At 66.4% G+C, this 22,250-nt stretch carries 22 protein-coding genes; 10 read left to right on the top strand and 12 right to left on the bottom strand.

Annotated features, from left to right (window positions below; translation table 11 throughout):
- Window positions 1–65 precede the first annotated feature (65 nt).
- The 4 genes from NO360_RS12945 to NO360_RS12930 form a co-directional block, all read right to left on the bottom strand.
- Complete coding sequence (locus tag NO360_RS12945) at window positions 66–767, bottom strand: TVP38/TMEM64 family protein (RefSeq protein WP_256308225.1); 702 nt, start codon at window positions 765–767, stop codon at window positions 66–68.
- A gap of 111 nt (window positions 768–878) precedes the next feature.
- Window positions 879–2,072, bottom strand: coding sequence for an iron-containing alcohol dehydrogenase family protein (locus NO360_RS12940; RefSeq protein ID WP_256308224.1), 1,194 nt, complete (start codon window positions 2,070–2,072; stop codon window positions 879–881).
- Window positions 2,073–2,265: 193 nt separating this feature from the next.
- Complete coding sequence (locus NO360_RS12935; protein ID WP_256308223.1) at window positions 2,266–3,738, bottom strand: M81 family metallopeptidase; 1,473 nt, start codon at window positions 3,736–3,738, stop codon at window positions 2,266–2,268.
- A complete protein-coding gene (locus NO360_RS12930; RefSeq protein ID WP_256308222.1) occupies window positions 3,735–5,183 on the bottom strand; it encodes an aldehyde dehydrogenase family protein in 1,449 nt (482 codons plus the stop codon). The genes NO360_RS12935 and NO360_RS12930 overlap by 4 nt, the downstream gene beginning before the upstream one ends.
- 210 nt (window positions 5,184–5,393) lie before the next feature.
- On the opposite strand from NO360_RS12930, the gene NO360_RS12925 reads away from it, so the two are divergent.
- A complete protein-coding gene (locus NO360_RS12925) occupies window positions 5,394–6,725 on the top strand; it encodes a glutamine synthetase family protein (protein ID WP_256308221.1) in 1,332 nt (443 codons plus the stop codon).
- On the opposite strand, the gene NO360_RS12920 is transcribed toward NO360_RS12925, so the two are convergent.
- The 6 genes from NO360_RS12920 to NO360_RS12895 all read right to left on the bottom strand — a co-directional run bounded on the left by NO360_RS12920 (window position 6,722) and on the right by NO360_RS12895 (window position 12,094).
- Entirely contained in the window at window positions 6,722–7,480 is a 759-nt protein-coding gene (locus NO360_RS12920) for a helix-turn-helix domain-containing protein (protein WP_256308220.1), read from the bottom strand. The two genes, NO360_RS12925 and NO360_RS12920, sit on opposite strands and share 4 nt — an antisense overlap.
- Window positions 7,481–7,569: 89 nt before the next feature.
- Window positions 7,570–8,385, bottom strand: coding sequence for an ABC transporter permease (locus NO360_RS12915; protein WP_256308219.1), 816 nt, complete (start codon window positions 8,383–8,385; stop codon window positions 7,570–7,572).
- 2 nt (window positions 8,386–8,387) lie between these two features.
- Entirely contained in the window at window positions 8,388–9,320 is a 933-nt protein-coding gene (locus NO360_RS12910) for an ABC transporter permease (protein ID WP_256308218.1), read from the bottom strand.
- 5 nt (window positions 9,321–9,325) lie between these two features.
- Window positions 9,326–10,390 carry an ABC transporter ATP-binding protein gene (locus NO360_RS12905; protein ID WP_256308217.1) on the bottom strand — a complete coding sequence of 355 codons (1,065 nt, stop codon included), beginning with the start codon at window positions 10,388–10,390 and terminating at the stop codon, window positions 9,326–9,328.
- A 35-nt stretch (window positions 10,391–10,425) separates the two neighbouring features.
- Window positions 10,426–11,652: an ABC transporter substrate-binding protein gene (locus NO360_RS12900; protein ID WP_256308216.1), complete on the bottom strand. Its 1,227-nt coding sequence runs from the start codon at window positions 11,650–11,652 to the stop codon at window positions 10,426–10,428.
- 307 nt (window positions 11,653–11,959) lie between these two features.
- On the bottom strand, window positions 11,960–12,094 hold the full coding sequence (locus tag NO360_RS12895; protein ID WP_256308215.1) for a hypothetical protein: 135 nt from the start codon (window positions 12,092–12,094) through the stop codon (window positions 11,960–11,962).
- Window positions 12,095–12,130: 36 nt separating this feature from the next.
- Between NO360_RS12895 and NO360_RS12890 the strand changes: the two genes are divergently transcribed.
- The 5 genes from NO360_RS12890 to nucS all read left to right on the top strand — a co-directional run bounded on the left by NO360_RS12890 (window position 12,131) and on the right by nucS (window position 16,671).
- Window positions 12,131–13,993 carry a formate/nitrite transporter family protein gene (locus NO360_RS12890; protein ID WP_256308214.1) on the top strand — a complete coding sequence of 621 codons (1,863 nt, stop codon included), beginning with the start codon at window positions 12,131–12,133 and terminating at the stop codon, window positions 13,991–13,993.
- Window positions 13,994–14,083: 90 nt separating this feature from the next.
- Window positions 14,084–14,278 (top strand): cold-shock protein, encoded by a 195-nt coding sequence (locus NO360_RS12885; RefSeq protein WP_256308213.1) that lies wholly within the window; start codon window positions 14,084–14,086, stop codon window positions 14,276–14,278.
- A gap of 235 nt (window positions 14,279–14,513) precedes the next feature.
- Window positions 14,514–15,359 (top strand): aldo/keto reductase, encoded by an 846-nt coding sequence (locus tag NO360_RS12880; protein WP_256308212.1) that lies wholly within the window; start codon window positions 14,514–14,516, stop codon window positions 15,357–15,359.
- On the top strand, window positions 15,356–15,850 hold the full coding sequence (locus NO360_RS12875) for a hypothetical protein (RefSeq protein ID WP_256308211.1): 495 nt from the start codon (window positions 15,356–15,358) through the stop codon (window positions 15,848–15,850). The genes NO360_RS12880 and NO360_RS12875 overlap by 4 nt, the downstream gene beginning before the upstream one ends.
- A gap of 89 nt (window positions 15,851–15,939) precedes the next feature.
- Complete coding sequence (nucS, locus tag NO360_RS12870) at window positions 15,940–16,671, top strand: endonuclease NucS (RefSeq protein ID WP_256308210.1); 732 nt, start codon at window positions 15,940–15,942, stop codon at window positions 16,669–16,671.
- 33 nt (window positions 16,672–16,704) lie between these two features.
- Here nucS and NO360_RS12865 read toward each other — a convergent pair whose 3' ends face one another.
- Entirely contained in the window at window positions 16,705–17,304 is a 600-nt protein-coding gene (locus NO360_RS12865; RefSeq protein WP_390281754.1) for a type 1 glutamine amidotransferase, read from the bottom strand.
- Between the two features lie 290 nt (window positions 17,305–17,594).
- Here NO360_RS12865 and NO360_RS12860 point away from each other — a divergent pair, with 290 nt between their 5' ends.
- Window positions 17,595–18,125, top strand: coding sequence for a 50S ribosomal protein L16 (locus NO360_RS12860; RefSeq protein WP_256308208.1), 531 nt, complete (start codon window positions 17,595–17,597; stop codon window positions 18,123–18,125).
- Between the two features lie 294 nt (window positions 18,126–18,419).
- Here the strand turns inward: NO360_RS12860 and NO360_RS12855 are convergent, their stop codons facing one another.
- On the bottom strand, window positions 18,420–18,782 hold the full coding sequence (locus NO360_RS12855; RefSeq protein WP_256308207.1) for an Hsp20/alpha crystallin family protein: 363 nt from the start codon (window positions 18,780–18,782) through the stop codon (window positions 18,420–18,422).
- Between the two features lie 373 nt (window positions 18,783–19,155).
- Between NO360_RS12855 and gap the strand changes: the two genes are divergently transcribed.
- The 3 genes from gap to NO360_RS12840 all read left to right on the top strand — a co-directional run bounded on the left by gap (window position 19,156) and on the right by NO360_RS12840 (window position 22,178).
- Complete coding sequence (gene gap / locus NO360_RS12850) at window positions 19,156–20,208, top strand: type I glyceraldehyde-3-phosphate dehydrogenase (protein ID WP_256308206.1); 1,053 nt, start codon at window positions 19,156–19,158, stop codon at window positions 20,206–20,208.
- 153 nt (window positions 20,209–20,361) lie between these two features.
- A complete protein-coding gene (locus tag NO360_RS12845; protein ID WP_256308205.1) occupies window positions 20,362–21,594 on the top strand; it encodes a phosphoglycerate kinase in 1,233 nt (410 codons plus the stop codon).
- A gap of 77 nt (window positions 21,595–21,671) precedes the next feature.
- Complete coding sequence (locus NO360_RS12840) at window positions 21,672–22,178, top strand: metallophosphoesterase family protein (RefSeq protein WP_256308204.1); 507 nt, start codon at window positions 21,672–21,674, stop codon at window positions 22,176–22,178.
- The last annotated feature ends 72 nt before the right edge of the window (window positions 22,179–22,250 follow it).

The raw sequence follows: 22,250 nt of genomic DNA, 5'->3' as shown, positions 1-22,250 counted from the left end.
GTCCGGCTGGTCAACCGTCGGCGGACTCAGCGGGTCGCGGCCGGTCCGAATCGACTCACCGCCGCTCAGAGCTGGAACCGCAGTTCCAGCCGGTGAACCAGGTCCCGCACGGCCTCCTGTTTGAAGTAGCCGATCGCCGAGAGCGCGATCACGACGGCGACGAGCGCGATCCCTTCGATGAACCGCCCGCTGGCCAGTTCGCCGCCGGCGTAGACGGTGATCACGTACGCCGGGAGGCGACCGATGCTGATCACCGCGATGAACGTCCGGAGCCGCAGGGGCGTGAGCCCGGACAGAAAGCAGATGGCGTCGTCGGGAAGGCCGGGGATGATGACGAACGCGAACAGCCCGGGCGCACCCACCCGCTCGACGAACTCGTCGAACCGGTTGACGACGTCCTCGTGGAGGATGTCCTCGACGAACGAGCGGCCGTACCGCTTCGCGAGGGTGAACGCCACCGCGCTGCCGATCAGGACGCCGGTGAGGCTGTAGACCGTCCCCCAGAAGGGGCCGAAGAGATACCCCGCGACGAGCGCGACGACCTGTCCGGGAATCGGCGCGACGACGACCTGCAGCGCTTGGAGGAAGACGAAGACGAGCGGCGCGAAGATGCCGAACTGTGCGATCCACGCGCGGAGTTCCGCGGCGTCGAAGATGAACGACGCGTACCGGCGCGTCGCGACGTAGAGTCCGAAAAACGCGACCGAAACGAGGAGGAGAATGAGGATTCCGCGCCAGCGGTCCGCCCTCGACGAGAACAGTCTCATTCCTTTCCTGGGAGGTCGCAAACTGACTTCAATCTTGCTTGTTCACCGGTACGCGCGGATCGCGGACTCTCGCTTTGCGTCTCTTCTTTCCTGCCCCGACCGAGTCGGTGATCAGAGCCGCGCCTCGTACGCCAGGTCCCCATCGAAGGCGTTCCGGAGGATCCCTTCGAGGTCCTCGACGTCGGTCGCTCTCGGGTTCCCCGTCAGGCTGCCGTCTTCGAGCGCCTGCTCGGCCAGTTGCGGGACGGCGTCCCGCTCGGCGGCCGTCTCAGCGAGCGTCTCGGGGATGCGGACGGACTCGGCTAACCGGCAGACTGCCCGGACGGCCTTGTACCCCTCGACCGCCGCGGGCCTCGTGCGGTCGACGTCCTCGCCGAGCGCCTCGGCGACGTCGACCATCAGCTCCGGCGTCTGCGGGAGGTTGTACTCCATCACGTACGGGAGGACGATCGCGTTGGCGAGCCCGTGCGGGACGCCGAACATCCCGCCGACCTGGTGAGAGATGGCGTGGACCGCACCGAGTCCGGCCCCGTTGAACGCCATCCCGGCCTGCATACTGGCTCGGGCCATCTCCGAGAGCGCCTCTCGGTCGCCGCCGCGGTACTCCACCGCCCGCGGGAGATGCGCGCCGACCTTCTCGATCGAATCGATCGCGAGCGCCGAGGTCTGACTCTGCGCCTTGATCGACACGTAGGCCTCGACGGCGTGGGTGAGCACGTCCATCCCGGTCGCGGCCTTGATCGGCGCGGGCGCGCTGGCGGTCAGTTCGGGATCGACGAGCGCCAGATCCGCCAGCAGTTTCACGTCGCCGATCTCCTCTTTGATATCGGTCTCGGTGTCCTTGACGATGGTCCAGTGGCCGACCTCGCTGCCGGTTCCGGCCGTCGTCGGGACGTAGACGCTCGGCGGCGGCTGGTTGGGGACGTTTCCGCTGCCCGTGTACTCCAGGATGTGGCCGTCGTTCGCCGCCAGGATGCTGGCCGCTTTCGCCGTGTCGATCGACGACCCGCCGCCCACCCCGACGATCAGGTCCGCGTCGGCCGCGTCGTACGCGTCGGCCGCGTCGTGGACGATCCGATCCGTCGGGTCCGGCTGGACGCCGGTCCAGACCTCGCAGTCCGCGCCCGCTTCCTCGATCGCGTCGCGGATCGGATCGAGCACGCCCGCCTGTACGACGCCCTCGTCGGTGACGACGAAGGGTCGCTCGGCGTCGAACTTCTCTACGTACGTTCCGATCTCCGATGCCGCACCCCAGCCGAAGAGCATCCTGTTGGGGGCGTTCCACAGTTCCAGTGAGTCTGTCATAGTAGTGTGTCGTGAGTTCGGTCGCGAGTGGGGACGGCGGCGGAATCCGCGTCACTCGTCCCCGCTGTATCCGGAGCGTGTCCGCTTCGGCGCATCACTATTCTGTCTCATATATGTGGTGCGTTAAGTGTGGTTACGGCGCGGTCCCTTGCGCCGGTCGGTTCGAGCGGTCCGATTCGGGCCTCCCGCCCACTCACTCCCCGTCGAGCGGGTACTTCGGCCGCTGAACGTGCTCGTAGCTGAACGACGAGAGGTCGGGGCTACACAGCCCGGGCGCCGACACCTCGCGAACCGCGCCCGCGATCGGTTCGAAGGCCGCGCGGTAGTGGACGGTGCTCTTCAGGACCAGGACACGCTGCCGTTCGGGGGTGATTCCCTGGCTCCGGAACACCTCCGGATCGTACGGCTGCTGGCGGTGCGAGCCGACGATCACGTCGATCCCGTCGACTTCGAGCACCGCCGTCCGCTCGAAGGAGACCTGCAACCCCGTCGACATCGGTCCCTGGTTTCGGTAGGTGCCGTCGGAGATCGATCGTACGTAGGCGTCGACGGGGATCGGATCGCCGTTGTCCTCGATGTGGCCGCCCAGTTCGACGGCCACCGACTCGCCGACGCCGGCCTCGATCGCCGCGTCGACGGCGGCCGGGTCGTAGATGGCGGCGACGGCGACGCCTTCGACGCCCGCCTCCAGCAGCGCGTTCAGGAGGACGGTGCCGTCCTCGGCGCTCCCCCCGCCGGGGTTGTCGGCGATGTCGGCGAGCAGCAGCGGGCCGTCTCCCCCGCCCCACTCCCCTGCCTCTTCGACGGCGTCCGCGACGCCCGTGTACGTCCGATCGAACTCGCGGCGTCGATCGTCGGCGTCGGCCGCGATGGCGGCGCAAGCCGCGCGCGTCTCGTCAGCGACGGAGGCGTCGGTGACGCCGAGGACGCTGAATCCGGCCTCTGGAACGTCCGCGTAGGCGAAGCCGCCGAAGACGGACACGTCGGGAGTCAGGTCGGACTCGGCGTCGCCCGCGGCGTCCAGCAGCGACGCCATCGGTTCGTCGGCTGTCTGAAGCACCGGCAGCGGCGGCAAGAGCGGCGCTCGCTCGACGACGATCGTCGGGTCCAGTTCGCCGTTCAGCGTCGCGGCCATCGCGCGGGCGGCCGTCTCGCCGGTGTCGCCGATGTCGACGTGCGGGTAGGTGTCGTAGCCGAAGAGCCCGTCCGCGCGGGCGACCATCCGCTCGGAGACGTTCGCGTGGAGGTCGAGCGTCGCCATCACCGGAACGTCCTCACCCGCGCTCTCGCGCACGCGTTCGAGGATGTACCCGTCGCCGTCGCGGTCGCGCTCGCTGACCATCGCGCCGTGGAGCCCCAACAGGACGGCGTCCGGATCGTGTTCCTCGATCCCGGAGCACAACCGCTCGACGAACGCGTCCAGCGCGTCCGCGGTGACGACGCCGCCGGGGGTCGCGTTCGCCGCGACCGTCGGGACGACGTCCCACTCCTCCTCGGCCGCGACGCGGAGGAACCCGCCGAGGTCCGTGTTCGTCCCGCGGAACTCGGGCACGATCTCCTCGTCGAAGAACAGCGAGGTCGACTCGAACGCCTCGCGGCCGGTCGAGAGCGACGAGAACGTGTTCGTCTCGTGTTTGATCCGCGCGACGAGGACGGTGTCCGTCATCGGTAGGGATCCTCCATCCCGTCGAACTCGACGACGACGCTGTCGACCGTCGTGAACGCCTCGACGCCTTCCAGACCGCCCTCGCGGCCGATTCCGCTCTCCTTGTTGCCGCCCCACGGGCTCTGCGGCATCGACACGGGGAAGGTGTTGATCGCCACGAGGCCGTGATCGAGGCGGTCGGCCATCCGGGTCGCGTCCAGGCGCTCGGACCAGATCGCCGCGGCGAGAGCGTACGGCGAGTCGTTGGCGACGGCGATGGCGTCCTCGGTCGATTCGACGGGGACGACCGACAGCACGGGGCCGAAGATCTCCTCGCAGGCGACCGTCATCGACGGGTCCACGTCGTCGAAGACGGTCGGTTCGACGAACGTCCCCTCGGCGAGCGCGGGGTCGTCGGGGACGCCGCCGCCGGTCAGGAGCGTCGCGCCCTCCTCTTTCGCCGACTCGACGTACGAGAGGACGTCCTCGCGGGCGCGTTCGGAGATGACCGGCCCCATATCCGTCTCGGGGTCGGTGCCGGGGCCGAGGGTGATGCGCTCGGTCTTCTCGACGATCTTCTCGACGAGATCGTCGTGGACGGCCTCGTGGACGAGACAGCGCGAGGTCGCGACGCAGTTCTGGCCGGCGTTCGAGAAGATGCCCGCGACGACGCCTCGGGCGGCGTTTTCGAGGTCGGCGTCGGGGAGGACGATCGACGGCGCTTTCCCCCCGAGTTCGAGGTCGACGGGCGTGATGTGCTCCGCCGCGGATTTGAGGACGCCCTTACCGACGCCGGTCGATCCGGTGAACGTGATGGCGTCGACGCCGGCGTTCGCGGACAGTTCGGCCCCGACCTCACTTCCCGGTCCCGGCACGACGTTGACGACGCCGTCGGGGAACTCCTCCAGCAGCAGCTCGCCGATCCACATCGTCGTCAGCGGCGCTTGCGTCGGCGGCTTGACGACGACGGTGTTGCCCGTCGCCAGCGCGCTGGCGATGCCGCGCGTTCCCAGGAGCAGCGGGTAGTTCCACGGGACGACGTGGGCGGTGACGCCGTAGGGGACGCGCCGGGTGTAGTTCAGTCGGTTCGGAGCCGTCGGGACGGTGTCGCCGCGGACCTTGTCGGTGACGCCGGCGTAGAACCGAAACTGGGCGGCGGTCTCGGCGACCTCGCCCTCGGCCGTCGCGAGGCACTTGCCCGTCTCCTTCGAGAGCAGTTCCGCGATGTCGTCGGCGTCGGCTTCGACTCTGTCGGCGACGGCGCGGAGCGGTCGCTCGTACTCGGCCGGCGACCGGTCTTCCCACGCTCGTGTCACCGCGTCGGCGGCCTCGATCGCCGCCCGCGCGTCGGCGGCGTCGCCCTTCGCGACGCGCCCGACCGTCTCCCCCGTCGCTGGGTTCGCAACGTGGATCGCCTCCGACGACGACCGCCGGTCGCCGTCGATCAACAGTTCGTATGATTCCATACCCTGCACTGACCCACAAGCCCGCCTAAGCGTTGCCCGGTGGATGTGCGATTTTTTAAGTACCGACGCGCGTCGCGCAGTCACGACGACCGGCTTCGGAACGACCCATCGAGCCGGTCGAGGCGGCCGTGCCACTGCCTCACATAAAAGGAGCCGCAAGCCTGCGGGTGAACTCATATACTCCGATAGCGACCTGCGTACGATATCCCGATGACCACGCTATCAGAGTACGACGACGTCCGGCTCGTGTGGACGGATCTCAACGGCGTCGCCCGCGGAATCACCGTCCCGGGCGACGAGGCCGAACACGCCTTCGAAGAGGGGATCGGATTCGCGAACGGCGTCGCGGAACTGACGCTCGAACCCGGACTGCTCGACGATCCGCACTACGGGGCCGAGGGCGGTGATATGTTGGCGGTCCCGGATCGCTCCTCGGTCACTCCCGTCGAGTGGGCCGACGACACGGCCGCCGTCTTCACCGACCTCACCGATGTCGACGGGTCGCAGTTCGACCTCTGCGCCCGGAGCGCCCTCCGGAACGTCCTCGCCGAACTCGAATCGGACGGGTACCGCGCGCTCGCCGGCGTCGAGACCGAGTTCTCGTTGCTCAGCCCCGACGGCGACGGCGGATGGGTGCCGTACAACGACCGCTGTTCGTACGACCTCGACGCCGTCGATATGAGTTCGGAGCTCATCTCCGAGTGGCGCTCGGCGATGGAGACCGCCGGCTACGACGTCCTCGGCGTCCACCAGGAGTCCCAACCGGGACAGTACGAGGTCAACATCGAGTACGACGACGCGCTGACGACGGCGGACGGGATTATGTTCTTCCGCCATATGGCCAAGTCGGTCACGCGGAACCACGGCCACAAGGCATCGATGATGCCGCGGCCTCACTCGGGTGAGGACGCCAACGGCCTCCACTTCCACCTCTCGCTGTGGGACCTCGAGGAGTCCGAGAACCAGTTCGCGAGCGAGACTGGCGACATCCAGTTCCCCGCCGGCAAACACCCCGCGGGCGAGTCGGGGATTTCCGACGTCGGGAGACACTTCATCGGCGGCCTCCTCGAACATATGAAGGCGCTGACGGCAATCTGCGCGCCGACGGTGAACTCCTACAAGCGGCTGCTGCCGGGCATCTGGGCTCCGGTCAACGTCGCCTGGGGACCGGACAACCGATCAACCGTCCTCCGGCTCCCGCCGGAACTCGGGCCGGCGACGCGCATCGAACACCGCGTCCCCGACTCCTCGTGCAACCCGTACCTCGGGATGGCGGCGTCGCTCGCGGCGGGGCTGGACGGCATCCGCAACGAGATCGATCCGGGCGAGCCGACGCTGAAGAACGCGTACGAAGAGGACTACGAGCGTCTGCCGCGGACGCTCTGGTCGGCTCTCGACCACCTCGAAGCCGACGACGTGCTCGCGGAGATGCTCGGACCGTCGCTGGTCGAGTCGTTCGTGAAACTCAAGCGCGACGAGTTCAACCGCTCGATGGATCACATCTCGTCGTGGGAGCGCGAGGAGTACCTCGACGAGTTCTAGTTCGTCCGGGCACCGAGCTCCTTGGGACGGTCGAGCATCGGCGCGACAGCCTTCAGGATCTTCGCCTCGGACCGACGCAGGTGCTCGCCGACGGTCGAGGTGTTCGCGGAGTCCAGTTCGGCCAGTTCCTCGATGTTACACGACCGCGGCGAGTCGTAGTACCCCTCCTCGATCGCCCGCGAGAGGACTTCGAGCTGCCGGGGCGAGAGGTCTTGGACGGCCTCTTTTACTTCCGTGAGTCCGGTGAGAAGCCCGTCGAGGTCGGGCGAGCGGAGCGAGTCGACGTCGACGGAGCCGATCTGCCTGAGTTCGTCGTGGGCGGTGCTGACCTGCTCGTGATTCGAGGCGAGGACGCTCCAGTGCTCTCGTCCCCGGGCCACTGTCGCCGGAATCGTCGGGAAGCAGTTGTTCCGGAGGAGGACGTTCAGGACCGGTTCGGTGTCGGTGTCGTAATCCCCGGCCAGGCTGACGAACGCCTTCTGGCGTCTGTCGTCGTAACTGACGAGTTGGCTCGTGTTCATCACGGGGTGGTCTTCGAGCCACGCGACCAGTTCGTCGAGTTCGCCCTCCTCGATCCGCGTCAATTCGACCATCGTGATGCTCGTCCCGGTGAGCCGGTAGGAGTAGATGATCGTCGCTCTGACCGCCGGAAACGCGTCGTTCAGGGAGGCGGTCCAGCAGCCCCTGTGTTTGATACTGAACGTGTATTCGAGCATAATCGGCGTCTTGCCGTGTGACAGACTCCCGTTGCGCATACGGCTATATACGGTTATCGGATACTGGCAAATGCTCCGGATCAGTCTGTGACTGTCCGCTTATCTGACGCAAAAAACAATAGAACGGCTCAGCTGCTCTCGTCGACCGAGCGGTACTCGAGCACCGCCGCGCCGATGACGAGCAGTATCGAGACGTAGAAGATGAGCGACGCCACGGCCGGCACGACCGGCGTGAAGCCCTGCGTCATCCGCCCGTGGATCCACGTCGTGATCGTGCTCTGCGGGCCCGACAGGTAGGAGACGATGTAGTAGTTGTTCCACGAGAGCACGAACGCGAAGATCGCGCCGGAGACGACGCCGTCGGCGATCAGCGGCAGCAGCACCTGTCGATACAGGGTCACGGTGTCGGCTCCCAGGTCCTTCGCGGCCTCCTCGATGTTCGGGTCGATCCCCAGTGCGGTGATCGAGACGACGAACATCACGATGGGCGAGATCCAGACCAGTTCGCCGATGATCGACGGCACGATGCCGTAGCCGAGGTTGATCTGACTCGCCCACATCGACATTCCCAGACCGAGCAGGATGAGCGGGAAGAAGATCGGCAGCAGCGCGAACAGTTTGAACTGCTCGCGGAACGGGAACTCATAGCGCGTGTACGCGATGGCCGCGGCCGTCCCGATGACCGTGCTCAGAATCGTGACCGGGACGGAGATGTACACCGTGTTGGTGAACGCCCCGCGGACGCTGCCGGAGGTGAGCGCCGCCTCGTACCAGCCGAGCGTGAACTCGTAGTCGACGATCGAGAAGAACCGGCCGTCGTAGAACGACGCGATGACGAGGCTCACGAGCGGCGTCATCAGGAAGAGCGCGACGAGCGCGACGTAGACGTACCAGACGCTGTCGCCGAGCCGTGCACCGAGTCCCGAGGAGTGTTTGGTGCTCATACTCAGTCACCTCGTGCCGCGATTTCCCGCAGGTCGATCGTTCGCAGGATGACGACGCCAGCGACGACGGTGATGAGCAACAGGCCGACCGCCTGCGTCGATCCGAGCGGCCAGTTCTGCGAGTAGCCGAAGGAGTACTGGATGTTGCTCGCCATCGTGAAGATCGACCCGCCGCCGAGGATCTCCGCCTCGACGTTGGCCCCCAGGCTCAGGACGAACACGAACAACGAGCCGATGATGATGCCCGGTTTGCTCAGTGGCAGCAGGATCTTCCGGAAGAGCGTGAACCGACTCGCTCCCAAGTCCTTCGCCGCCTCCAGCGTCGTGTCCTCGATACTGAGCATCGAGAGGTAGATCGGGAACAACATGAACGGTAGGTAGATGTAGGTCGTTCCCAGGATGATCGTCGAACGGCGGTACATCAGCGAGGCGTACTCCTCGATTCCGAACAGCCCGACGATGCTGTCGAAAACGCCGTTCTGCACGAGGAAGAGCGCCCACCCGAACACCCGGATGTTCACGCTGGTGAAAAGCGGGATGATGAGGATCATCAGGAAGACCAGTTTGTACCGAGAGATCTTGTGCGCGAGCGCGTACGCCGCCGGGTACGAAACGATCAGCGTGAGCGCCGTCGTCGTGATACTCACCGCGACGGTGTTGGCGAGGACGTCGCCGTAGACTCCCTCGCCCGAGGCCATCCCGCCGATCACCTCCTGGTAGGTCGCGATCGACCACTCGAGGGGGCTCAGCGCGATGCTGTTGCCCGTCTGGAACGAGAAGACGACGATCGCGAGCATCGGCCCGATGAACATACACAGAAGCAACAGGGCCATCGGCGCGATCAGAATCCCGGGCGGCGAGAGGAGCCGACGTACCGGATTTTCGTCCCCTTCCAGCGCGTCGATCTCGGCTCGGAGTGTCTCTATCGTCGACATCGGAATCACTCCGGCACCAGGATGGACTTCGCGGAGTCCCACTGGAGGCACACCGTGTCGCCCTTCTCGATGTTCGTGTCCCTGAACGCGTCGACGGGCATCTCGGCGACGTACTCATCGTCGGTCTCCGGCGAGCCGCACTCGATCAGGACGGTGTTCCCGCGCACGAGCACGTTCTCGACGTCCACTTCGAGGCCGATTTCCGCGGTGAGATCGGTCCCGACGGCAGTATCGTCGTACCGCACGACCAGGTACTTCGGTTCGCCGTGGTCGTGGTGGTAGGGCACGGTGGTCGTCTGTTCGAACACCGACGACTGTACCTCGTAGCCGCCGTCCATCTGGGATGCGGCGTCGAGTTCGAAGACGTTCGCGTCGCCCATAAACTCCGCAATGAACTTCGTGTTTGGCTGACGGTAGATGTCCTCGGGCGACCCCGTCTGGATGATGTCCCCGTCGTCGAGGACGAACAGTTTGTCACTCATCAGGAGCGCCGACTCCAGCGAGTGGGTGACGTAGATGAACGTCATGTCCAACTCCTCGTTGAGGTCGGCCAGTTCGCGCTGGAGGCGCTTCCTGAGCACGTAATCCAGCGACGCGAGCGGTTCGTCCAGGAGAAGAATGTCCGGGTTGTAGGCCAGCGAACGCGCGAGCGCGACGCGCTGTTTCTGCCCACCGGAGAGTTCAGTCGCCTGCTTGTCCGCGTGGACGTCCGGGTCCAGCCGCACCTGTTCGAGGAGTTCTTCGACCCGGTTTCCGATCTCGATCCCGTTGTTCCGCATCGGGAACTCGATGTTCTCCCGAACGGTCATATGGGGAAATAGCGCCCACGACTGGAACACCAGACTCGTCGGACGGTTCTGCGGCTCGGTGTAGGTGACGTCCTCCCCGTTCAGTTCGACGGTCCCCGAGGTCGGCTCCTGGTGGCCCGCGAGCATCCTGAGCAGCGTCGTCTTGCCACAGCCGCTCGGCCCCACGATCGTCGCGAACTCCCCGGTCTCGATCTGGAGGTTCACGTCGTCGACGGCGACTAGGGAACCGTATTCCGCTCTGAGGTTTGTTGCTTGTAGCATAGTGATGAAATAGGTACGTACGTCGAGAGGGACGGTTATATCCGCGACTTCGCTTCTCGCCAGATGGGTTCGAACTTCTCCAGATCCGGAACGCCGGTGTAGAACACCGAATTGTCGACGATGTCCGGAATCTCGTCGATCCGGAGCACCTCCCGCTGTTCGTCGTTGAGCTCGTCGATCGCCGTCTGGTGCGGCACGGCGTTCGTCCCGCCGGAGGTGGGCCACATCAGGTTCTTCGCGGTCTCGCCCTGCTGCATATAGGCGAGGTAGTTGTCCGAGGCAGTCGGCTGATCGCCCTTCATCATACAGGTCGTCTCGACCCAGATGACGCCGCCCTCCTCGGGGACGTGCGCCTCGAACTGGAGGTCGCCGCCGCGGCGGAGCGTCCCGTTGATCCAGCTCCCGGAGATGAAGCCGATGTCGATCTCGCCGGACTTCATCGCCTGGTTCATCGACGCGAAGTCCGGCAGCAGCGTCTTCGCGTTGTCGAAGAGATCGAACGTCGCCTGGCGGACCTGTTCGACCTCCTCGTCGGTGTGTTCCTTGTACGGATCGATTCCCTCCCGGAGCATAATGATCTGGATCGCCCAGAACATCAGGTCGTAGACGCCGACCTCGTAGTCCTCCATCCAGGCGGCGTCGTAACTGCTGTAGTCGGCCTGATTGACGGCGTCTTTGTTCACGACGAACGACGCCCAGCCGAAGCGCTGCGGCACGCCGTACATCGTCCCGTCCAGGTCGAAGGAGTAGTCGTCCTCGTTGAGGAAGGCGTAGGCGTACCCCTCGTCCTTGGTGAACATATCGATGTACTTGTCGAACGTGTAGGGTTCCCACTCCTCGTAGTCGAGCGGGCGGATCAGTTCCGCCTCCGCGAGGTCGGGCAGCCACGCCATATCGAACGTGGCCTGGTGGAACTGCTCCCACTCGCCCGACTGGAGTCGGTTGAACGCCTGTGGGTTCGACGTGAAGAGGTCGAGCTGGGTGTCGCAGTCGAACTGCTCACGGAACGGGTCCTGGACGTTCGAGGCGTCGTAGCCTGTCCACGTCAGGTGGTTGATCGTCTCTCCGGTCTCGTCCTCGTCGCTCGGCTCGTACAGCGCGTCGTACTCCTCGGCGGGCACCGCCGCGAGCTCCTGGCTGCGCCAGGACGACTCGCCGCCGCCCCCGCCACCGCCGAGGCAACCAGTGATCGCGGCCAACCCGGCCGTTGCCGTGGCAGCCTGCATATACTCTCGCCGCGTGAACGGATTTTCTCGTGACATAGGTTCGTCCCCCATAGGTCGACCGATGGACGACGTCGACGTCGCCCCGTGTCGCCGGCTCTAGGGTACGTCACTGAGTCTCAGGGAATAGCGTATCATCATTATGCCGTCAAACTGCGGTTGTTTATACGTCCCTTCGGAAGGACGTCGGATAAGGTACTCAGGTAGCTACTCTGATGGGCAAAAAATAAACAAGCATTCTATATATTCTCGAATTAGTGTCCGAATATGGCCAAAGTCCGTATCTATATTGATTTATCAAACAGATCTCTCAGTCGTGGTTGGCTTCCCGGTTTCACCGGCCGACCTATTCGATCGCGACGGGGACGACCGCCTCCCGCTGATCGTTGCGGACGAGTGTCACGTCGCACGTTCCGGGCTTCTGCGGGTTACTGGCGGTCGGCCACTCGAGCACGACGCCGGCGGGGTCACGGGCAAACACTACTATAAAGTCACGCGGGTTCGCTCGCGTAACACGATGGACGATTCGGATTCAGACGTCGGGGAGCCGCCCCCGGAACGGACGGATGTGGACGAGTTCCCGGACCAAACGGACCTGGACGAATCGGTCCGGGAGGCCGTCGAACGCTCGCGGATGGGCGCGCCGGCCGTCGGCGAGGCCGTTCGCGACCGGTTCTCGGCGGACGAGGTGTTCCAGCGGATCGTCGCCGCCGCCGACGAGGAGGTCACCTCGACCGGGCGCGAACTGTTCTTCAGCGGCATCGCCGCCGGGTTCGCGATCAGTATCACGTTCCTGCTCTACGCCTCGGTGTCGGCGACGACGGACAACAAGATCGTCGGCGCGCTCCTGTACCCGCTGGGGTTCATCTACATCATCATCGGCGGCTATCAGCTGTACACGGAGAACACGCTGCCGCCGGTCGCGCTGACCTTAGAGCGGATCGCGAGCCTCCCCGCGCTGCTGCGTCACTGGACGATCGTCCTGTTCGGCAACTTCGCCGGCGGTGCGATCGGCACGGTCGTGCTCGCGTGGGGCGGCGTCTTCGATCCCGCGGCCGCCGAGGAGGCGCTCTACCTCGCCCGCCAAGGCGCGTTCGAGGTCGGCTGGTGGGCGCTGTTCTCGAAGGCGGTCTTCGCGGGGCTCATCGTCGCCGGCGTGGTCTGGGTCGGGTTCAGTTCCCGCGATACGATCTCCCGCATCGTGGTGACTTACCTGGCGTTCCTCTCGATCCCGGTCGGCGGCCTGTTCCACTCGGTCGTCGCGTTCTCCGAGGCGTGGTACCTCGTACTGCACGGGGAACTGGCGTTTCTCGCCGGCCTGACCGACTTCGTGCTCCCCGTTCTCCTCGGCAACACGATCGGCGGCGTGGCGCTTGTCACGCTCGTCAACTACTTCCAGACGAGCGAGGACCGCCTCGAATCCGCCCGGTTCGAGGGGATCGAGCGCCGTCTGACGCCCCGCGAGTGGCTGTTCGGCCGCCTCGCCGGGCGCTCGTACGTGCCGATGCTGGACCCCTCCGAGCGGTCGCTCTCGCGGGACGGCGACTACCGGATTATGGTCCCGATCGCGAACCCGCGGACCGAGTCGGGCCTCGTCGACCTGGCCTGCACGCTCGCGAGCGCGAAGGAGGCGGCGACCGTCCACGCGGTCCACGTGATCCAGACGCCGGGACGTCGGCCGGCGGACCCGAGCCATCGGCAGCGACAGCGGATCGCGGGCGAGTCGGCGCGACTGATGGAGCCGATCCGCGAGACGGCGTCGGGATACGACGTGCACTTCGAGACGTCGATGGTCGTCACCAACCGCTCGTTCGAGGAGATGTTCGACGCCGCCCGCCGGACGGAGTCCGACCTCGTCCTGCTGGGCTGGGACGAGAACCGACTGTGGAGCGACGCGCGGGCGGAGCGGCCGCTCGAAGAGCTGACGAACCAGTTGCCGTGTGACTTCCTGATCGTCAAAGACCGCGGCTTCGATCCCTCGGACGTCCTGCTTCCCACCTACGGCGGTCCGGACTCGGATCTGAGCGCCGAGGTCGTCGGGATGCTCCAGTCGGCCGTCGGATCGGCGGTGTCGCTGCTCCACGTCGTCGAGTCCGACGCGGACGTCGAGGCGGGCCAGCGGTTCCTCGAAACGTGGGCGCTGGAGCACGAACTCACCGACGCCGAGCTGCTCGTCGAGGCAGGCGACGTCGAGACGGTCATCGAGCGAGAGGCTGGGAAGCACAGTCTGCTGATCCTCGGTGCGACCGAGCGCGGACTGCTGTCTCGACTGCTGACAGACTCGCTACACTACGAAGTCGTCAACGACGTCGACTGTTCGGTGCTGCTGGCGGAGCGTCCGTCCGAGCGGTCGCTCTGGGAGCGGCTGTTCGGCCGGTGACCGCGCGGTCCTCGCCCGCCACCGACCACAGTCCGTGGTATCACGCACCGCACAACAGTTATCCCTCCCCGGGCTCTCGGTACGGTCGCAATGGCAAACGGTAAGGTTGACTTCTTCAACGACACGGGCGGCTACGGCTTCATTTCCACTGACGACGCGGACGAGGACGTCTTCTTCCACATGGAAGACGTCGGCGGTCCGGACCTCGAAGAGGGGCAGGAAGTCGAGTTCGACATCGAGCAGGCGGACAAGGGTCCGCGTGCGACGAACCTCGAGCGCCTGTAAGCAGGAAGTCAACGCGACTCACGGTAGCGGTCGGAGGCTGGCGGGCGAGCGGGCAGACGGGTCCGGTTCGGTTGCGGCAGTTCTCTGAACTATTCTTATTTCGACGCGCGCCGAGTCGCGACGCCGTCGCGGGCCGGCGCGGTAGCGAACTGCGAGTCGATGAGCGAGCGCTCGCCGATGCCACTATAGTTGCATCCGCCGACACGTTCTCATCGACGGAGCACACAACTGGGGTATGGACGAGGTCGACGTCGAGATGGAGTACGCCGAGGCGTACGGGGCGCGCGTCCCGAAAGTGGGACTCGGGACGTGGCAGCTCACGGGCGAAACGTGTTACGAGACGGTTTCGACGGCGCTCGAACTCGGGTACAGACACGTCGACACCGCGCAGTTGTACGAGAACGAGGCGGAAGTCGGCCGCGCCATCGCCGACGCCGATGTCGACCGCGACGAGGTGTTTCTGACGACGAAAGTCACGCCGGGTAACGCGGGGTACGACGACGTGATCGAATCCACGAAGGAGAGCCTCGATCGCCTCGACACGTCCTACGTGGACCTCCTGCTGCTCCACTGGCCGAACCCGCTCGTGTCGGTCTCGGAGACGATGGCGGCGATGGACCGCCTGGTCGAGATGGGGCTGGTGTACAACGTCGGCGTCAGCAACTTCCCGCAGGTGTTCCTGGACCGCGCACGGGCGGCCGCCGAGACGCCGCTCGTGACGAACCAGGTGCAGTTCCACCCCTACAAGCCCCAGCGGGGGATGCTCGGCTACTGCCAATCGGAGGGGATGTTCCTCACCGCCTACAGCCCGCTGGCCCGCGGCAAGGCGCTCGGCGACGACGACGTCCAGCGACTCGCCGAGACGTACGACAGGACGCCCGCCCAGATCGTACTCCGCTGGGCGACCCAGCACCGCGGCGTCGTCGTCATTCCGAAGTCGACCACCGAGGACCACCTGCGGGAGAACCTCGCGCTGTTCGATTTCAAACTCACGCGCGAGGAGGTCGACACGCTCACGAAACCGTCGCTGCTCAAGTCCGGCGCGGCGATGCTCGACGGGATGGTGAGCGAACTTCGGTGACGGGTCGGACGCGCGGTGACGCGCCCGGGGTGCGGTGGTCGGGGCGTCGGGCGCGCCGGGTCGCAGTCGGCTGGATCGGCCTCGTCGTCCTCGCGTCGGTCGTCGATCCGAGTTTGTTCGGTCCGGTCGACGCCCCGACGACGACACCGACGGACGCAGGCCCAACCGGCTCGTTCGACGTCGACGTCTTCGCGCTCTCTCACGTCGTCGCCTACGGAGTTCTCGGGTGGCTCGTCGCCGTCGGTATCGCACGCGGACCCGGATCGGAACGGAACGGCGACGTCGAAACCACCGCTCGATCCGGGACAGCCGCCGGTCTCCGGACCGCCCTCGCCGCCGTCGCAGTCGCCGCTGCGGTCGGCCTCGGTGTCGAACTCGTTCAGGCTCCGCTGGCGGCGCGAACCGCCAGCTCCGCAGATGCCCTTCTGAACGCCGCTGGTGCCGGTGTGGCCGTCGGCGCTCGCACGCTCCTGCAGCGAGCGCGTCGGTGACCGCGACTCGTCCGGGCGCTGGGCCCGCTTGGTCGGCTGTCGGCGACGCGCGACTTTTACCCGCCGAGCGCCAACCGACCGACGAACCGATGTCCGTGACGACGCTCCACCGCCCGACCCACCGGGACGCGCTGGGCCTGCTCGAATCCGCGTTCGGCGACGGCCGAATGGTGACCGTCTTCGGGCGGTGTCGCGTCGAGTACGACGGGCGGGCGTCGTCGAGTCTCGGCCCGGGCGACAGGCTCGTCGTCTGCAAGCCCGACGGGACGGTCCTCGTCCACACCGACGAGAACCGCAAACCGGTGAACTGGCAGCCGCCGGGGTGCGTCCACCGCGCCAGTGTCCGGGACGGCCGGCTCCGGATCCGCAGCGAGCGCTCCTCGCCGAACGAGCGCCTCGACGTCGGCTTCGAGCGCATCGAACAGGCGACCGCCTACGAGGTGACCGACCGGAGCGACCTGCGGTTGACCGGGAGCGAGGAGGACCTCCGGGGACGGATCCTTGACGATCCCGAACTCGTCGAACCGGGGTTCGTCCCGACGGCGACCGAGCGCGAAACGACCGCCGGGCCGGTCGACGTGTTCGGCGAGGACGACGCGGGACGGCCGGTCGTCGTGGAACTGAAGCGTCGGCGCGTCGGTCCCTCGGCGGCGAGTCAACTCCGGCGCTACGTCGAGGCCGTCGAGGAAGAGTTCCCCGACGAGGGCGTTCGCGGACTGCTCGTCGCGCCCTCGGTCACCGATCGGGCGGCGGCGTTGCTCGACGAACTCGATCTGGAGTTCGTCCCGGCCGAACCGCCCGAGTCGGCCGCTCCCGAGTGAATCGAGCGGGGTGACGCCCGGGGCGTCGTCCGTTCACTCCGTCGACAGCCGAACGAAGTTGGCGAGCGTGCGCTCGACGGAGACGCCGTCGAAATCGCGATCAGAACTGTTCGCGGGCCAGCCGAAGTCGGTCTCGATCTGCGGCAGGAGCGCAGCGGTGAACTCCGGGTGGTACTGGACGGTCCACAGCGGCGCGTCGCGGTGTCGGCTGCCCAGGTTCTCGTAGTAGTCCGCGGCGGCGATACGCTCCATCCCGTCGCCGAGTTCCGTCACGAAGTCGCCGTGAACCATCGGGACGCGGGCCCCGACCGAGTCGAAGAGCGGATCGTCGGCGAATCGGATCGTCTCGATTCCCTTCCGCAGGCCGCGGTGCTCGACGCGGCCGCCCAGCGCGTCGTTGACGAGCTGGTGGCCGAAACAGACGCCGAGCGTCGGGACTTCGGCGGCGACGAGCTCCCGGACCAGCGAGCGCAACTCGTCCATCCACGGATAGGCCGCAGTCTCGTAGACGCCCGCGGTGCTCCCGGAGAGAACGATGCCCTCGGCGTCGGCGAGAGCGTCGGGACGACCACCTGCGTCGGCGTACGGGTACACCTCGACGTCGGCGCCCGCGGCTTCGAGGTGCCGACTGATCTCGGGGACGAAGTACCGGGTGTCGGGATCGACCTCGTTTTCGAGGACCAGTATCACGGGTCTGTAGACGTCGCGGAGACAAATATATCGTAGCGTTTGCAACTGATTACTCAGCCGACCGCGCGCAGTCGCGCGAGCGAGTGAAGACTTGCAAACGCTAGTGTCCCTTCGACCGCCCGCGCCGGCCGGTGGGAACACCTCGGTTCCCGGCCGGTGAACGCACCGCGTTTCCGCGGCGAACAGTTCGAAGCGCTTTTAGGTCGAATAGGCGTTGTTCCGCACAAGTAACTATGTCCGACAAACCCGCCTCAATGTACCGGGAACTGTCGAAGCCGTCGTACACGCGACGCGACTACGTCACAGGGATCCCCGGCTCGAAGATCGCACAGCACAATATGGGCAACCTCCAGACCGGGCCGCAGGACTACCCGGTCCAGATCAGCCTCCGCCTCGAGGAGGAGTGTCAGGTCCGTCACGGCTCGCTCGAATCCGCGCGCCTGTCGGCGAACCGCGTGATGCTCAAGCAGGTCGGCCAAGAGAACTACAAGATGGTCCTCCGGAAGTTCCCCCACCAGATCCTCCGCGAGAACAAGCAGGCGACCGGCGCGGGCGCGGACCGCGTCTCCGACGGGATGCGCCAGGCGTTCGGCAAACCCGTCGGCACCGCCGCGCGCGTCCAGAACGGCGAGCGGGTCTTCACCGTCTACTGCCAGCCCGAGGACGCCGACATCGCGAAGGACGCGCTCCGCCGCGCGTACAACAAGATGTCGCCGCCGTGCCGCATCGACGTCGAGAAGGGCGAGAAGCTGCTGGTCTCGTAAGCCGTCGACCACGCCGCTCGCGACTTCGGTCGCGACACCGATCACCGCTTTTTCGACCGGAACGCTCTCGCAGCCGATGCTCCGATCCGCAGTGACGAGGATCCCGGCTCACAGTCGCGTTCCGGGGGCGACGGGCTCGAAATCGGTCTCTTCTCCGTCGGAGGATGGCCGAGCCGAGAGTACTCGGTAGCAGACGCGCGTCACTCGTCGATCGAACCAGAACCCACCAGTCTGCGCCGAGACCGTTCACGCCGCCGTGAGCGGCTGCCAGCGGGCCCGTTGAGCGCGACGGGGTTAGTCGAGGTCGATCGACGCCGAGTCGTCGACCTTTTCGAGCGTCACCTGGAGGATCCCGTTGTTGAACGACGCGCTCGCGCTGTGCTCGTCGACGCGGGCCGGGAGTCGGATGCGCTCGTCGTACTCGCGACGGTCGCCGGCGGCGGAAATCGTGAGGACCTCGCCGTCGCACTTGAGTTCGATGGCGTCCTTCGTGACGCCCGGGAGGTCGGCGACGAGCCGGAGTTCTTCGCCCTCGTCGTAGACGTCGACGTGCGTCTCGGAGGCGAATCCGGTGGCGTCGCTGCCGGTCATTTCGTCCATCATCCGTTCGATTCCGTCGAAGAAGTCGTCGAACGGGTCGTCGCGGTCGTCTCTCATCGTCAGCCCTTAGGTCGGTTCCGATGAAAAGCCTTCTCCCCCCGGCGGGATCTAGTAGCATTCTCGATCGGCGCCGGTCGTTCGACGGCCCGCTCTTCCTTCGCGGCCTTTCGATTCGCGCGGCTGTTTCCGACGAAGCGCGGTCTGACACCGACCAGGCGTGACTGATTCTGTCCGAGTCGTATCCGATATCTGCTCTGCCCTGATTGATTCTGCGCTCTCGTGATTGGGGCCGTCTACGCTCCCCGAGAGGAAAACCGGACTCGGGGAGACAATACTGATGACTGAGGTGCCGTACCCGTCGAATTTCTCTCTTTCCCGCTCGAATTCAATGACACAGGGATTCAAGTAGGAGGGTGAAGTGTACTCAGATATGAGTGAACGATCGAATGTGAGCACCGGGCAAGCCGCCGCCGACTCGGAGACCGTCCGCGTCGGCCTGAACGGTTTCGGTCGAATCGGCCGCAACGTCTTCCGGGCGGTACGGGACCACCCGAACGTCGAACTCGTCGGCATCAACGATGTGATGGACTTCGACGATATGGCGTACCTCGCGAAGTACGACACCGTGATGGGCCGCGCAGACGACGTCGCACGCGAGGGCGACAGCCTCGTCGCCGGCGACACGACGGTTCCGCTGTACAACGTCCAGGATCCCACGAACCTCCCGTGGGACGACCTCGACGTCGACGTCGCCCTGGAGTGTACCGGCATCTTCCGCACGAAGGCGGACGCCTCCGCGCACCTCGAAGCCGGCGCGGACAAGGTCATCATCTCCGCGCCCCCGAAGGGTGAAGAGCCCGTCAAACAGCTCGTCTACGGCGTCAACCACGACGAGTACGACGGCGAGGACGTGATCTCGAACGCCTCCTGTACGACGAACTCCATCAGCCCCGTCGCGAAGGTGCTCGACGACGAGTTCGGCATCGAGAGCGGCCTGCTGACGACGGTCCACGCCTACACCGGCAGCCAGAACCTCGTCGACGGCCCGATGTCGAAGACGCGCCGCGGCCGGGCGGCCGCCGAGAACATCGTCCCTACCTCGACGGGGGCCGCAGCGGCGACGACCGAGATCCTCCCACAACTCGAAGGGAAACTCGACGGGATGGCGATTCGCGTCCCCGTCCCGAACGGCTCGATCACCGAACTGGTCGTCTCCCTCGATTCGACGCCCTCGACCGAGGAGATCAACGACGCCTTCCGCGACGCCGCCGACGCGGGCCCGCTCGCGGGCGTGCTCGGTTACACCGACGACGAGGTCGTCTCCACCGACATCCTCGGGCTGCCCTTCTCCTCGACGGTCGACCTGAACTCGACGAACGCCGTCAACGACGGCGGCCTCTACAAGATCCTGACGTGGTACGACAACGAGTACGGCTTCTCCAACCGGATGCTCGACGTCGCGCACTACGTCATCTACGGCTGACGCGGCGGTCCCGCGCTCGCCCCGGCCAGGCGCTGCTGGTCACCACGGATCCCGCGCTCGCCCCGGCCCTGCTCCGCCGGCGATCGCCCCCGAACCGACCCGACTTCGACCACGACTAAGTAATCACCTCACGACACTCCCAGACAGAGACGTATGTCCGAATCCACCGCCACATCCACGTTCGATACGCTCGACGACCTCCCACCCGAACAGCGCGTGCTCGTCCGTCTCGATCTGAACTCCCCGATCGTCGACGGCGAGCCACAGGACAACCGCCGCTTCGAGCGCCACGCGAAGACCGTGCGCGAACTCGCCGAGGCGGGCCACCGCGTCGTGCTCCTGGCGCACCAGGGCCGCCCCGGCCGCGACGACTTCGTCTCCCTGTCGGGCCACGCCGAGATCCTCGCCTCACACCTCGGCCGCGACGTCGGGTTCGTCGCAGACACGTATGGAACAACAGCGATCGACGCCATCGAGGGACTCGGCGGGGGAGAGATCCTCCTCCTCGAGAACACGCGGATGTGCGACGACGAACTGCCCGAGGAGGACCCAGAAACCAAGGCCGAGACGGAGTTCGTGCGGGCGCTCGCGCCGCACTTCGACGCCTACGTCAACGACGCCTATTCCGCAGCGCACCGCTCGCACGCGTCGCTCGTCGGCTTCCCGCTCGTCCTCCCGGCGTACGCCGGCCGCGTGATGGAGACCGAGTACGAGGCCAACACCGCCATCGCCGCGAAGGAGTTCGACGGTCGGGTCACGATGGTCGTCGGCGGCACGAAGGCCACCGACGTGATCGACGTGATGAACAATTTAGGGACCACAGTCGACGACTTCCTGCTGGGCGGCATCGCGGGCGAACTGTTCCTCCGGGCGGCCGGCCACCCGGTCGGGTTCGACCTCGACCCCGACGCCGACCTCTACGACTCCCAGTGGGAGGCGAACCACGCGGTCGTCGAGGCGATGCTCGACGAGTGCGGCGACCAGATCACGCTCGCGACGGACCTCGCCTACGAGGACGAGGACGGCGAGCGCGCCGAGATCGACGTCGACGCGATCGAGGAGAAGGACGTCTCCTTCCTGGACGTCGGCACCGACACCGCCGAGGGGTACGCCGACGTGGTCCGCGACTCCGAGGCGGTCTTCGTGAAGGGCGCGCTCGGCGTCTTCGAGGACGAGCGCTTCTCGGTCGGGACCGTGACGGTGCTGGAAGCCATCGCCGAGACGGACTGCTTCTCGGTCGTCGGCGGCGGCGACACCTCCCGCGCCATCGGGATGTACGGGATGGACGAGGCCAACTTCGGACACGTCTCGATCGCCGGCGGCGCGTACATCCGGGCGCTGACCGGGCAACCGCTGGCTGGCGTCGAGGCGCTGAAGCGGGACTGATCCGGGGGCGACTCTCCCGAGCCGCATTCTAGCTCTACCGCCGAAGCGCTGAAGCGGGAGACACTCGAACCCGGAGTATGCTCGTCGGACTCTGTTCGGACACCCACGACAACCTCGATTTGGCGCGGAGCGCGGTCGAAACGTTCGAAGCCGAGGGCGTCGACGCCGTCGTCCACTGCGGGGACGTCGTCGCGCCCTTCACGGCGGCGGTCTTCGACGCCGGTTTCGATTTCCACGCCGTTCGCGGGAACAACGACGGCGAGTGGGCCCTGGCCGACACGATCGACGAGTTCGGGACGTACCACGGCGAGAGCGCCCACCTGACCTTCGACGCGCCGGACGGCGAGGTCGACGTCGCGGTCTACCACGGGACGAGCGAGCGCCTCGTGGACGCGCTCCTCGACTGCGGCACGTACGACTACGTCGTCCGCGGGCACACCCACCAGCGGACCCACCAAGAGCGCGACGGGACGGTCCACGTTAACCCGGGCGGCCTGCCGTTCCCCGGTGCCGACGACGCCTACCACGTCGCCCTTTTCGAGACCGACGCCGGCGACGTGACGTTCGCCGAGGTCACGCCGTAGTCCGAACGGCGTCGCCCCGGGATTTCGTTCAGGGGAGGGGGAAGCGCCGATCGGGCGCTACCACCCGCGAGA

It is taken from the genome of Halobellus litoreus (assembly GCF_024464595.1).
Lineage (GTDB): Archaea > Halobacteriota > Halobacteria > Halobacteriales > Haloferacaceae > Haloquadratum > Haloquadratum litoreum.
Note: the sequence above shows the minus strand (reverse complement) of the source record. Positions and strands in the feature narration are given on the sequence as shown.

Excerpts from the sequence above, each read along its gene's own strand:
- NO360_RS12880 (WP_256308212.1), top strand. The coding sequence starts at position 14,514 with ATGGACGAGGTCGACGTCGAGATGGAGTACGCCGAGGCGTACGGGGCG.
- NO360_RS12940 (WP_256308224.1), bottom strand. The coding sequence starts at position 2,072 with ATGACAGACTCACTGGAACTGTGGAACGCCCCCAACAGGATGCTCTTC.
- NO360_RS12840 (WP_256308204.1), top strand. The coding sequence starts at position 21,672 with ATGCTCGTCGGACTCTGTTCGGACACCCACGACAACCTCGATTTGGCG.
- NO360_RS12855 (WP_256308207.1), bottom strand. The coding sequence starts at position 18,782 with ATGAGAGACGACCGCGACGACCCGTTCGACGACTTCTTCGACGGAATC.
- NO360_RS12915 (WP_256308219.1), bottom strand. The coding sequence starts at position 8,385 with ATGAGCACCAAACACTCCTCGGGACTCGGTGCACGGCTCGGCGACAGC.
- NO360_RS12885 (WP_256308213.1), top strand. The coding sequence starts at position 14,084 with ATGGCAAACGGTAAGGTTGACTTCTTCAACGACACGGGCGGCTACGGC.
- NO360_RS12930 (WP_256308222.1), bottom strand. The coding sequence starts at position 5,183 with ATGGAATCATACGAACTGTTGATCGACGGCGACCGGCGGTCGTCGTCG.
- nucS (WP_256308210.1), top strand. The coding sequence starts at position 15,940 with ATGTCCGTGACGACGCTCCACCGCCCGACCCACCGGGACGCGCTGGGC.
- NO360_RS12905 (WP_256308217.1), bottom strand. The coding sequence starts at position 10,390 with ATGCTACAAGCAACAAACCTCAGAGCGGAATACGGTTCCCTAGTCGCC.
- NO360_RS12860 (WP_256308208.1), top strand. The coding sequence starts at position 17,595 with ATGTCCGACAAACCCGCCTCAATGTACCGGGAACTGTCGAAGCCGTCG.
- NO360_RS12900 (WP_256308216.1), bottom strand. The coding sequence starts at position 11,652 with ATGTCACGAGAAAATCCGTTCACGCGGCGAGAGTATATGCAGGCTGCC.
- NO360_RS12935 (WP_256308223.1), bottom strand. The coding sequence starts at position 3,738 with ATGACGGACACCGTCCTCGTCGCGCGGATCAAACACGAGACGAACACG.
- NO360_RS12945 (WP_256308225.1), bottom strand. The coding sequence starts at position 767 with ATGAGACTGTTCTCGTCGAGGGCGGACCGCTGGCGCGGAATCCTCATT.
- gap (WP_256308206.1), top strand. The coding sequence starts at position 19,156 with ATGAGTGAACGATCGAATGTGAGCACCGGGCAAGCCGCCGCCGACTCG.
- NO360_RS12920 (WP_256308220.1), bottom strand. The coding sequence starts at position 7,480 with ATGCGCAACGGGAGTCTGTCACACGGCAAGACGCCGATTATGCTCGAA.
- NO360_RS12890 (WP_256308214.1), top strand. The coding sequence starts at position 12,131 with ATGGACGATTCGGATTCAGACGTCGGGGAGCCGCCCCCGGAACGGACG.
- NO360_RS12845 (WP_256308205.1), top strand. The coding sequence starts at position 20,362 with ATGTCCGAATCCACCGCCACATCCACGTTCGATACGCTCGACGACCTC.
- NO360_RS12910 (WP_256308218.1), bottom strand. The coding sequence starts at position 9,320 with ATGTCGACGATAGAGACACTCCGAGCCGAGATCGACGCGCTGGAAGGG.
- NO360_RS12925 (WP_256308221.1), top strand. The coding sequence starts at position 5,394 with ATGACCACGCTATCAGAGTACGACGACGTCCGGCTCGTGTGGACGGAT.